The following is a 10,026-nucleotide window of genomic DNA, read 5'->3' on the forward strand; positions in this document are numbered from 1 at the left end:
TATGATTTCAGTCTCGCCCCGTTCTTCACCAGCAAGGACCTCGTGGTGCAGGGGTTTCTCACCTCGGAGCCGTTTCTGGTGAAGCAGAAGACCGGGCATTTCCCGGTGGTGCTGCGGCTCGACCAGGCGGGGTTCGACGGGTATGGCGAGTTGATCGCGACCTCGCGCAAGCTGGCGAAGACCGACCCTTCGGTGGTGCGCCGCTTCATCGCCGCCTCGGCGGAAGGGTGGAAATCCTATCTCGACGGCAATCCGGCGCCCGCCTTCGCGCTGATCCGCAAGGCCAACCCGGACATGACGCCGGCGCTGCTGAAATTCGGCTATGACCAGCTCAAGGCGCATCAGGTGGTCGAGGATGCCACCACGGCGAAGATCGGCATCGGCGGGATGACCGATGCGCGGTGGAAGGGCTTCTACGCGCAGATGCGCGCGGCCGGGCTGTATCCGGCGCAGTTCGACTATCGCAAGGCCTATACGCTGCGCTTCCTGCCGAAGGGGAACGCGGCCGCGCGCTGAGATGGTACGGCTGGAGCGGGTGACGCGGCGGTTCGGGGCCGGGACGGTCGCGCTCGCGGGGATCGACGCGGCGATCGGGCGGGGCGAGTTCGTCGCCCTGCTCGGCCCCTCGGGCTGCGGCAAGTCGACGCTGCTGCGGCTGCTGGCCGGGCTCGACGCGCCGGATGCGGGACTTCTGGCCTGGGAGGGCGGGGCCGCGCCCGGCGCGGGGGAGATCGGCTTCGTGTTCCAGGACGCGACGCTGCTGCCCTGGGCGAGTGCCGCGCGGAACGTGCATTTGCCGCTTCGCCTCGCCGGGCGGCGCTTCGAGGGCGACGCGGCCCTGGTGCATGGCCTGCTGGCGCGGCTCGGGCTGGCCGGGTTCGAGGATGCGAAGCCTGCGGCGCTGTCGGGCGGGATGCGGATGCGGGTGGCGATCGCGCGGGCGCTGGTGTCGCGGCCGCGGCTGCTGCTGATGGACGAGCCTTTCGCCGCCCTCGACGAGTTTACGCGCAACCGGTTGCAGGACGATCTGCTGGCGCTGTGGCGGGAGACGGGGAGCACGATCGTGTTCGTGACCCATTCGATCTACGAGGCGGCGTATCTCGCCTCGCGCATCGTGGTGATGACGCCGCGGCCGGGCGGATCGCCGCGGAGATTGCCAGTCCGCTCGCCGCGGGCGGGGACCGGCGGACCGATCCGGCCTATGCGGCGCTGGTGCGCGAGGTGACGCAGACGCTGCGCGCGGTGATGCCGGCATGAGCCGCGCCGAGCGTTACGCGCCGGTGGTTTTCGGCCTCGCGGCGCTGGCGATGTGGCAGGGGCTGGTGATCGGCTTGCGGGTGAAGCCCTATGTGCTGCCGGGGCCGGCGGCGATCGTCGCGGCGTTCTGGGCGGATCGGGGCTCGCTGCTGCTCTCGCTGGTCTCGACCCTCGCGGTGACGGGGGCGGCGCTGCTGGCGGCCGCGCTGCTCGGCATGGCGCTGGCGCTGGCGATGGCGGCGAGCCGGCTGGCGCGCGCGGCGATCCAGCCCTGGGCGGTGGTGTTGCAGGTGACGCCGGTGGTCGCCATCGCGCCGCTGATCATCATCTGGGTGCATCAGCAATTCGCCGCCATGGTGGTGTGCGCCACCATCGTCGCGTTCTTTCCGGTGCTGTCGAACACCGCCGCGGGGCTGGCGGCGACGCCGCCGGAGCTTGCCGACCTGTTCCGGCTGAACGGGGCGAGCCGATGGCAGACGCTGGCGCTGCTGCGGCTGCCGTCCGCCCTGCCCTTCTTTCTCGCCGGGCTGCGGATTGCCGGCACGCTGGCGCTGGTGGGCGCGGTGGTGGCGGAGTTCGTCGCGAGTTCGGGCGGGTTTGCCGGGGGGCTGGCCGGGCGGATTCTGGAGGCGGGCTACCGGCTGGAGATTCCGCGCATGTTCGCCGCCCTCACCCTGCTCGCGCTGACCGGGATCGTGATCTATGCCGCGCTCGGCGCCGTCGAGCGGGGGATGCTGCGGCGCTTCGGCGCCGGCGGGCGGGATGCGCGCGGGGGCGCTTGATACCGGCGGGTTGTTCTGGCACAGGCGCGCGCATGACCCGCAAGATGACCGACGCCCAGCTCGACTATGAACGCAAGCGCGCCGCCAAGGCCAATATGAGCCTTGACGAGTGGCTGAAGACCAAGGAGCGCCGCGCCGCCGAGGCGGCTTCGGCGGTGGCCGCCACGGCGCGGCCGGAGAAGAAGCCCGGCCTGCTGCGGCGGCTGATCGACCGGGCGCATAAGCCAATCTGAGATCGCGCCCGGCGCGGGGGATTACTCGACGGCGTCGATATCCGGCGCCATCGGGTTCTTCATGCCGACGATGTGATAGCCGCAATCGACGTGGTGAATCTCGCCGGTGACGCCGCGCGAGAGGTCGGACAGCAGATAGAGCCCGGAGGCGCCGACTTCCTCGAGCGCCACATTGCGCTCCAGCGGCGCGTTGAGCTGGTTCCATTTCAGGATGTAGCTGAAATCGCCGATGCCGGAGGCGGCGAGCGTCTTGATCGGGCCGGCGGACAGGCCGTTGACCCGGATCGCGTCGCGCCCGAGATCGGCGGCGAGGTAGCGCACCGAGGATTCCAGCGCCGCCTTGGCCACGCCCATGACGTTGTAATGCGGGGTGACGCGCTCGGCGCCGAGATAGGTGAGCGTCACCATCGCGCCGCCGTGCTTCATCAGCGCCGAGGCGCGCTGCGCCGCCGCGGTGAAGGAGAAGCAGGAAATGTCCATCGCCTGGAGGAAGGCGGCGCGCGGCGTGTCGGCATAGCGGCCGCGGAGGAACTGCTTGTCGGCGAAGCCGATGGCGTGGACGAGGAAGTCGATCTCGCCCCAGCGGTCGGCGATGGCGGCGAAGGCGTCGTCGAGCGCCGCGTCGTCGGTGACGTCGCAGGGGATGACGAGGTCGGACCCGACACTATCGGCGAGCGGGCGGATGCGCTTTTCCAGCGCTTCGCCCTGATAGGTGAAGGCGAGCTCGCCGCCCTGCGCGCGACGGCCTGCGCGATGGCCCAGGCGATCGAGCGGTTGTTCGCAACCCCCATGATGACGCCGCGCTTGCCACGCATCAGCGTGCCGGTGAGCGGGTAGGTCGGGGCGGATTCCTGCATGTCGGGGGCTCCAGTCTGGCATGTCGCGGCCGGCCCGGCCGGGGTGGTGGCGGGGGGCGGCTTGGACTATCAGATATTGCGACACGGGAGAGAGAGCAACCGATGATCGATATCAGTGCCGATCCGTTCCGGCTTTTCGCCGCGTGGATGCAGGACGCCGAAGCCGCAGAGCCCAACGATCCCAATGCGATGACGCTGGCCACCGCGACGCCGGAGGGCCGCCCCTCGGCCAGGATCGTGCTGCTGAAATCGTGGGATGAAACCGGATTTGTTTTTTACACAAACCTGGAAAGCCGCAAATCGCTGGAGATCCGGGCGAATCCGGCAGTGTCGCTGCTGTTCCACTGGAAGTCGCTGCGGCGGCAGATCCGCATCGAAGGGCGGTGCCGCGCGGTGCCCGAGGCCGAGGCGGATGCGTATTTCGACAGCCGGCCGCGGATTTCGCGGCTCGGCGCCTGGGCGTCCGACCAGTCGCGGCCGCTCGGCGCGCGGGACGAGCTGGAACGGCGGCTGGAGGAGGCGACGGCGCGCTATGCCGACGGGCCGATCCCGCGCCCGCCGCACTGGTCGGGCTGGCAGGTGACGCCGGAGACGATCGAGTTCTGGCAGGACCGGGAGTTCCGCCTGCATGACCGGGCGGTGTTCAGCCGCGCCGGCGCGGGATGGACGGCGACGCGGCTGTTTCCGTGAGCGCGACCCGCGATCCGGCGGGAGATCGTGCGCTGCGATATCATCAGTCAGAACCGTCCGCCGCCGGGGCGGCGAATACGCGGCTGGCCAGCAGGTCCGCCGGTTCGATGATCGTCAGCGCCGCTTTCGGGATCGGCTGGGGGGCGGCCATCAGCCGGTTGGCCTGGCGCAGCCGCGCGCGATCGAGCGCGTTGCGGATCGAGCGGGCATTGGCGAAATAGGGCTGGGCGCGGCGGCGGGCGATGTAGCGCGCCATGACCGCGCCGGCCTCGGGCGAGAGGCGGTAATGCTGGCGGGCCAGCATCGACTCGCTGATCGCCAGCAGCTCGTCATCCGCATAGTCCGGAAAGTCGATGTGATGGGCGATGCGCGAGCGGAAGCCGGGATTGAGGGTGAAGAAATCCTCCATCCGGTCGGCATAGCCGGCGAGGATCACGACCAGGTCCTCGCGCTGGTTCTCCATCACCTGCAGGAGGATCTCGATCGCTTCCTGGCCGTAATCGCGTTCGTTGTCGGGGCGGTAGAGGTAGTACGCCTCGTCGATGAACAGCACGCCGCCGATGGCCTTTTTCAGGATCTCCTTGGTCTTTGGCGCGGTGTGGCCGATATACTGGCCGACCAGGTCGTCGCGGGTGACGGAGACGAGCTGTCCCTGGCGGACGAAGCCGAGCGCCTTGAGGATGGAGGCCATGCGCAGCGCCACCGTCGTCTTGCCGGTGCCGGGATTGCCGGTGAAGGACATGTGCAGCGTCGGCGCCTCGGTGGCGAGGCCGCACCCCTGGCGGACGCGCTCGACCAGCAGCAGCGCGGCGATCTCGCGGATGCGCGCCTTGACCGGACGCAGCCCGACAAGATCGCGCTCCAGCCCCGCCAGCACCTCGCCGATCCCGGCGCCGTCGAACGCGGCGCGGAGATCGACCGTCTCGCCCGGGGCGGGGGCGTCCGTCATGGTTTCCGGCATGACACCCCCCTCACCCGGAATTGCCGTAGCGCGCGCCTTCGGGCTTCTGCACGACATAGGCGCGGGTTTCATAGCGCAGGGTGCGGCCAGCGGCCTCGGCGCGGGTCAGCATGAAGCCCGGCTCGTCCCGCGGCCGCTGCACGATGAAGGAAATGCGCAGCGACTCCCATGTGTGCGTCGCATCGAAGGCCGAGAGGCGGATATAGCAGTCGTCGTGGATGCGGCGGCATTCCGCGAGTTCCGACATGATCGCCTTCGCGTCGCGGATGTCGAACATCGGCAGGCCCCACATCTCCCAGTAGGTGTTCCGCGGGTGCGGATCGTCGGTGTATTCGAGGTTCACCGCCCAGCCCTTGTCGAGGCAGTACTGGATCTGGCGGCTGATCTGTTCATCGGTCAGATCGGGGAGAAACGAAAAGCAGCCCTGGGTCAGTCTCATGATAACGCTCCGTCAGTAGGCCGGCATGGCGGTGGGGACGAAATCGGGCGTGTCGGTCGAGGCGTAGTTGAAGCTGACCTCGCCCCAGGTATCGAGCGCCTGGCGCAGCGGCAGGCAGTGGCGCGCGGCGTCGTTGAGAATCTGCGGGCCTTCGGCCAGATAGTCGCGCCCTTCGTTGCGGGCGAGGATCATCGCTTCCAGCGCGACGCGGTTCGCCATCGCCCCGGCGGCGATGCCCTGCGGGTGGCCGATCGTGCCGCCGCCGAATTGCAGGACGACATCCTCGCCGAGATGATGCAGCAGCTGGTGCATCTGCCCGGCATGGATTCCGCCCGAGGCGACCGGCATGACCTTGCGCGTGCCGGCCCAGTCCTGATCGAAGAAGATGCCGTGTTCGTAACGGGTTTCGTTGTAGTCCTCGCGCAGGATGTCGTAGAAGCCGCGGGTGGTCAGCGGATCGCCTTCGAGCTTGCCGACCACGGTGCCGGCGTGGATGTGATCGACGCCGGCGAGCCGCATCCACTTCGAGATCACCCGGAAGCTGACGCCGTGCGTCTTGTGGCGCGTGTAGGTGCCGTGGCCGGCGCGATGCAGGTGCAGGATCATGTCGTGCCGGCGGGCCCATTTCGACATCGACTGGATCGCCGTGTAGCCGATGACGAGATCGATCATGATGATGGACGAGCCAAGCTCGTGGGCGAAGGCGGCGCGTTCGTACATGTCCTCCATCGTACCGGCGGTGACGTTGAGGTAGGTGCCCTTGACCTCGCCGGTCGCGGCCTGCGCCTTGTTCACCGCCTCCATGCAGTAGAGAAACCGGTCGCGCCAGTGCATGAAGGGCTGGGAGTTGATGTTCTCGTCGTCCTTGGTGAAGTCGAGGCCGCCTTTCAGCGCCTCGTAGACGACGCGGCCGTAATTGCGCCCCGAGAGGCCGAGCTTGGGCTTGACCGTCGCGCCGAGCAGGGGGCGGCCGAACTTGTCGAGCCGCTCGCGTTCGACGACGATGCCGGTCGCCGGGCCGTCGAACGTCTTCACATAGGCGACGGGCAGCCGCATGTCTTCAAGACGCAGCGCCTTGAGCGGCTTGAAGCCGAACACGTTGCCGATGATCGAGGCGGTGAGGTTGGCGATCGAGCCCGGCTCGAACAGGGCGAGATCGTAGGCGATATAGGCGAAATACTGGCCGGGCGCGTTGGGCACCGGATCGACCCGGTAGGCCTTGGCGCGGTATTTCTCGCAGGCCGTCAGACGATCGGTCCAGACGACGGTCCAGGTCGCGGTCGAGCTTTCGCCGGCGACGGCGGCGGCGGCCTCCACCGGATCGACGCCGTCCTGCGGGGTGATGCGGAACAGCGCGATGACATCGGTGATCTTCGGTTCGTAATCGGGTTCCCAGTAGCCCATCTTGCGGTATTCGAGGACGCCGGACTTGTAGCGCGCCTTGCCGCGAACGGTCTGGGCCTCGTCGGTGATGTTAGGGTTTGGCGTATCCATGATGCGGACTCCGTCTTCTGGTGTCATCAAGCGGCGCGGCCGACATCGATCACGGGATCGAGGGCGCCGGAGGCGTAGTGGCGGGCCATGGCAGCGAGGGGCTGGGACTTGATTCGCGCCGCCTGGCCGGCGGTGCCGAAGGCCTGGAAGCGCGCGCGGCAGAGATCGCGCAGGGCCGCGATGGCGGGTTTCAGGAACTGGCGGGGATCGAATTCCGCGCGGTTCACGGTGGCGACCTTGCGGATGGCGGCGGCCATGGCGAGGCGGCAGTCGGTGTCGATATTCACCTTGCGCACGCCGTGGCGGATGCCGTTGAGGATTTCCTCGATGGGCACGCCCCAGGTCTGCGGCATGTCGCCGCCGTGGCGGTTGAACGCCTCCTGCAACTCCTGCGGCACCGAGGATGAGCCGTGCATGACGAGATGCAGGCCGGGCATGCGCTCGTTGATCGCGCTGATCACGTCCATCGCGAGGATCGCGCCATCCGGCTTGCGGGAGAATTTGTAGGCGCCGTGCGAGGTGCCCATGGCGACGGCCAGCGCATCGACCCCGGTGGCGCGGACGAAGGCGACGGCCTGGTCGGGGTCGGTCAGCAACTGGTCGCGCGAGAGCGCGCCCTCGGCGCCATGCCCGTCCTCGGCGGCGCCGGTGCCGGTTTCGAGACTGCCGAGCACGCCAAGCTCGCCCTCGACCGAAACGCCGACGCGATGCGCCATCTCGGTGACGCGGGCGGTGATGGCGACGTTGTAGGCGTAGTCGGCCGGTGTTCTTGCGTCGGCCAGCAGCGAGCCGTCCATCATCACGCTGGTGAAGCCGTGCTGGATCGCCGAAAGGCAGGTGGATTCGTCGTTGCCGTGATCCTGGTGCAGGCAGACGGGAATCTGCGGATGCTCCGCCTCCGCCGCCTCGATCATCTTCACCAGCATCCGGTCGCCGGCATAGGCGCGGGCGCCGCGCGAGGCCTGGAGGATCACCGGCGCATCGCAGGCGGCGGCGGCCTCCATGATCGCGATGACCTGTTCCATGTTGTTGATGTTGAAGGCGGGGACGGCATAGCCGCGTTCCGCCGCGTGATCGAGAAGCTGACGCAATGTTATGCGGGCCATGGGGATTCCTTCCGGAAGAGCGGCGCGCGGCGGCGGGTCACAGGGCCCGGCGCCTTCGGTCCATCAGTTGCATGATGATCGGGGTCAGGATGAGCTGCATGGCGAGGTCGAACTTGTTGCCCGGCACCGCGATCGAGTTCGCGCGGGACATGAAGCTGCCGTGCAGCATGGAGAGCAGGTAGGGGAAGTCGATGCCGTGCGGATCGCGGAAGCGGATGACGACGATCGATTCATCGGCGGTCGGAATCCAGCGGGCGATGAAGGGGTTGGAGGTGTCGACCGTGGGGACGCGCTGGAAGTTGATGTCGGTCTCGGTGAATTGGGGGCAGATGTAATGAATGTAGTCGGGCATGCGGCGCAGGATCGTGTCCATCACCGCCTCGGTGGAGTAGCGGCGGGCGGCGCGGTCGCGGTGGATTTTCTGGATCCATTCGAGGTTGATGACGGGGACGACGCCGATCCTGATATCGGCATGGCGGCCGGTGTCGATTTCGCCGTGCCTCACCGCGCCGTGCAGGCCCTCGTAGAGCAGGATGTCGGTCGGCGCGGGAATATCCTGCCAGGGCGTGAAGGTGCCCGGCGAGCCGCCGTGGCGCTCGGCCTCGTCGTGGTCGTGGATGTAGTGGCGGTAGCGGCCGGCGCCGGTGGCGGCGTAGGCGGCGAAGGTTTCCTCAAGCTCGGCGAGGAGATTGTTCTCCGGGCTGAAATGGCTGAAATGGCGGTTGCCGGCCGCCTCCGCCTCGGCCATGCGCGCCTTCATCTCGGCGCGGTTGTAGCGGTGGAAGGAATCGCCCTCGATATAGGCGGCGGTGATCTTCTCGCGGCGGAAGATCTGCTCGAACACGTTGCGCACCGAGGTGGTGCCGGCGCCGGAGGAGCCGGTGACCGAGATGATGGGATGACGCTGGCTCATGCGGACAGGCCGAGGGCGGCGGCGTCGGTGCGAAACAGCGAGCGGCGGTGGAACAGGGGGGAGGACGCGGCCGGGGCCTCGCGCATGGCGAGGGCGACGCGGCGCACCTCTTCCGCCGAGCCGAAGACCAGCGGGATTCGCTGGTGGATATCGTGCGGCGCAAGGTCGAGGATCGGTTGCAGGCCGTCGGTGGCGGCGGCGCCGGCCTGTTCCATCAGGAAGGCGATCGGGTTCGCCTCGTAAAGCAGGCGGAGGCGGCCGCGCTCGTAGCCGGGGCGGCGGTCCGCCGGGTAGAGATAGATGCCGCCGCGGCCGAGAATGCGGAACGCGTCGCCCACCATCGAGGCGAGCCAGCGGGTGTTGAAATCGCGCCCGCGAGGACCGTCGCCGCCCTCGGTCAGCTCGCCGACATAGGCGCGGATGGACTCGTTCCAATGGCGGATATTGGCGGCGTTGATCGCGTATTCGCGGGTTTCGGCCGGCACACTGACCGGGCCGTGCGGGTCGATGAAGGCGCCGGAGACAGGATCGAGGGTGAAGATCCGCGTCCCCTCGCCCAGGGTGAGGACCAGCGCGGTGCGCGGGCCGTAGATGAAGAAGCGGCGGCGAGCTGGCGGCGGCCGGGCTGGAGGAAGACCGCGTCCGCACCATCCTGCCGCGCGGGCAGGGCCGGGAGGATCGAGAAGATGGTGCCGAGCGGGGCCAGCGTGTCGATGTTCGAGGAGCCGTCGAGCGGGTCGATCGCGACGGCGATATCACCGGAGGGGTCGAGATATTCCGCCGCCGCCTGCTCTTCGGACGCGAAGGCGAGAACCCCGGCGCCGGCGAGGGCGTCGCGGATCAGGCGGTGGGTGATGGCATCGAGCGCCTTCTGGCCGTCGCCATCGAGGGAGTCGCCGATGACGGCGCCGAGATCGCCGTGCAGCGGGCCGCTGGCGAGCAGGCGGGCGATCTGCCGCGCGGCGATCGCCAGGGCCTCGATCGCCCGGCAGGACGAGGTGAGCGCGGGGGTGCGGGCGGCGGTGTGATCGAGATGGGATTCGAGGCGAAGGCTGGTGCTCATCGGATGGTCCTCCTGGATTGCGCACCACCTTCTGGCTCGTGCCCGTTTGTCCCCCGCGTGGTCTCCACGTCGTGAAGGCAAGACTGGCAGACCGGTTGTTAATTAGTAAAGCTAAAATTTCTGTGGTTTTAATTTTGGAAAATTAAAACGCCATGACGCGCGAAACGGCATGACTGATCGGGTCGGACGCGCGGGATCGGGGGATGGGATTGGAGCGCGTTCCGATCCTGA

Annotated in this window: 12 protein-coding genes and 1 pseudogene; 5 read left to right on the top strand and 8 right to left on the bottom strand. The window is 68.3% G+C overall.

The window, feature by feature from the left end; translation table 11 throughout:
- The 4 genes from ACIDOCELLA78_RS000000112575 to ACIDOCELLA78_RS000000112590 form a co-directional block, all read left to right on the top strand.
- A partial coding sequence (locus tag ACIDOCELLA78_RS000000112575) for an ABC transporter substrate-binding protein (RefSeq protein ID WP_201729837.1) occupies positions 1 to 516 on the top strand: 516 nt, incomplete at its 5' end.
- 1 nt (position 517) lies between these two features.
- The gene (locus ACIDOCELLA78_RS000000112580; protein WP_249676840.1) at positions 518 to 1,225 is read left to right on the top strand and encodes an ABC transporter ATP-binding protein; all 708 of its coding nucleotides are present in this window, start codon (positions 518 to 520) and stop codon (positions 1,223 to 1,225) included.
- Between the two features lie 28 nt (positions 1,226 to 1,253).
- Positions 1,254 to 2,039, top strand: coding sequence for an ABC transporter permease (locus ACIDOCELLA78_RS000000112585; RefSeq protein ID WP_201729838.1), 786 nt, complete (start codon positions 1,254 to 1,256; stop codon positions 2,037 to 2,039).
- Between the two features lie 32 nt (positions 2,040 to 2,071).
- Positions 2,072 to 2,272, top strand: a complete 201-nt coding sequence (locus tag ACIDOCELLA78_RS000000112590) for a hypothetical protein (protein ID WP_201729839.1) — start codon at positions 2,072 to 2,074, stop codon at positions 2,270 to 2,272.
- Positions 2,273 to 2,293: 21 nt separating this feature from the next.
- Here the strand turns inward: ACIDOCELLA78_RS000000112590 and fabI are convergent.
- Positions 2,294 to 3,129: pseudogene (fabI, locus tag ACIDOCELLA78_RS000000112595) on the bottom strand (enoyl-ACP reductase FabI).
- 102 nt (positions 3,130 to 3,231) lie between these two features.
- Here fabI and pdxH point away from each other — a divergent pair.
- Entirely contained in the window at positions 3,232 to 3,819 is a 588-nt protein-coding gene (pdxH, locus tag ACIDOCELLA78_RS000000112600; RefSeq protein WP_201729840.1) for a pyridoxamine 5'-phosphate oxidase, read from the top strand.
- A gap of 43 nt (positions 3,820 to 3,862) precedes the next feature.
- Here pdxH and cbbX read toward each other — a convergent pair whose 3' ends face one another.
- From cbbX to ACIDOCELLA78_RS000000112635, 7 genes are read right to left on the bottom strand one after another with little or no spacing between them, the layout of a single operon-like run.
- Complete coding sequence (gene cbbX / locus ACIDOCELLA78_RS000000112605) at positions 3,863 to 4,780, bottom strand: CbbX protein (RefSeq protein WP_201729841.1); 918 nt, start codon at positions 4,778 to 4,780, stop codon at positions 3,863 to 3,865.
- 10 nt (positions 4,781 to 4,790) lie between these two features.
- The gene (locus ACIDOCELLA78_RS000000112610) at positions 4,791 to 5,219 is read right to left on the bottom strand and encodes a ribulose bisphosphate carboxylase small subunit (RefSeq protein WP_201729842.1); all 429 of its coding nucleotides are present in this window, start codon (positions 5,217 to 5,219) and stop codon (positions 4,791 to 4,793) included.
- A 12-nt stretch (positions 5,220 to 5,231) separates the two neighbouring features.
- Positions 5,232 to 6,713 (bottom strand): form I ribulose bisphosphate carboxylase large subunit, encoded by a 1,482-nt coding sequence (locus ACIDOCELLA78_RS000000112615; protein WP_201729843.1) that lies wholly within the window; start codon positions 6,711 to 6,713, stop codon positions 5,232 to 5,234.
- A 26-nt stretch (positions 6,714 to 6,739) separates the two neighbouring features.
- A complete protein-coding gene (fba, locus tag ACIDOCELLA78_RS000000112620) occupies positions 6,740 to 7,819 on the bottom strand; it encodes a class II fructose-bisphosphate aldolase (RefSeq protein ID WP_201729844.1) in 1,080 nt (359 codons plus the stop codon).
- Between the two features lie 37 nt (positions 7,820 to 7,856).
- Positions 7,857 to 8,732, bottom strand: coding sequence for a phosphoribulokinase (locus tag ACIDOCELLA78_RS000000112625; protein ID WP_201729845.1), 876 nt, complete (start codon positions 8,730 to 8,732; stop codon positions 7,857 to 7,859).
- A complete protein-coding gene (locus ACIDOCELLA78_RS000000112630) occupies positions 8,729 to 9,217 on the bottom strand; it encodes a class 1 fructose-bisphosphatase (protein ID WP_249676846.1) in 489 nt (162 codons plus the stop codon). The genes ACIDOCELLA78_RS000000112625 and ACIDOCELLA78_RS000000112630 overlap by 4 nt, the downstream gene beginning before the upstream one ends.
- On the bottom strand, positions 9,130 to 9,795 hold the full coding sequence (locus ACIDOCELLA78_RS000000112635; RefSeq protein ID WP_249676848.1) for a hypothetical protein: 666 nt from the start codon (positions 9,793 to 9,795) through the stop codon (positions 9,130 to 9,132). Before ACIDOCELLA78_RS000000112635 ends, ACIDOCELLA78_RS000000112630 begins: the two co-directional genes overlap by 88 nt.
- Positions 9,796 to 10,026 lie beyond the last annotated feature (231 nt).

The sequence above is a fragment of the Acidocella sp. C78 genome (genome assembly GCF_907164655.1).

What these genes read in the sequence shown, in the direction of transcription:
- ACIDOCELLA78_RS000000112585 (WP_201729838.1), top strand. Translation starts at nt 1,254, where the DNA reads ATGAGCCGCGCCGAGCGTTACGCGCCGGTGGTTTTCGGCCTCGCGGCG.
- ACIDOCELLA78_RS000000112635 (WP_249676848.1), bottom strand. Translation starts at nt 9,795, where the DNA reads ATGAGCACCAGCCTTCGCCTCGAATCCCATCTCGATCACACCGCCGCC.
- pdxH (WP_201729840.1), top strand. Translation starts at nt 3,232, where the DNA reads ATGATCGATATCAGTGCCGATCCGTTCCGGCTTTTCGCCGCGTGGATG.
- ACIDOCELLA78_RS000000112590 (WP_201729839.1), top strand. Translation starts at nt 2,072, where the DNA reads ATGACCCGCAAGATGACCGACGCCCAGCTCGACTATGAACGCAAGCGC.
- fba (WP_201729844.1), bottom strand. Translation starts at nt 7,819, where the DNA reads ATGGCCCGCATAACATTGCGTCAGCTTCTCGATCACGCGGCGGAACGC.
- ACIDOCELLA78_RS000000112610 (WP_201729842.1), bottom strand. Translation starts at nt 5,219, where the DNA reads ATGAGACTGACCCAGGGCTGCTTTTCGTTTCTCCCCGATCTGACCGAT.
- cbbX (WP_201729841.1), bottom strand. Translation starts at nt 4,780, where the DNA reads ATGCCGGAAACCATGACGGACGCCCCCGCCCCGGGCGAGACGGTCGAT.
- ACIDOCELLA78_RS000000112615 (WP_201729843.1), bottom strand. Translation starts at nt 6,713, where the DNA reads ATGGATACGCCAAACCCTAACATCACCGACGAGGCCCAGACCGTTCGC.
- ACIDOCELLA78_RS000000112580 (WP_249676840.1), top strand. Translation starts at nt 518, where the DNA reads ATGGTACGGCTGGAGCGGGTGACGCGGCGGTTCGGGGCCGGGACGGTC.
- ACIDOCELLA78_RS000000112625 (WP_201729845.1), bottom strand. Translation starts at nt 8,732, where the DNA reads ATGAGCCAGCGTCATCCCATCATCTCGGTCACCGGCTCCTCCGGCGCC.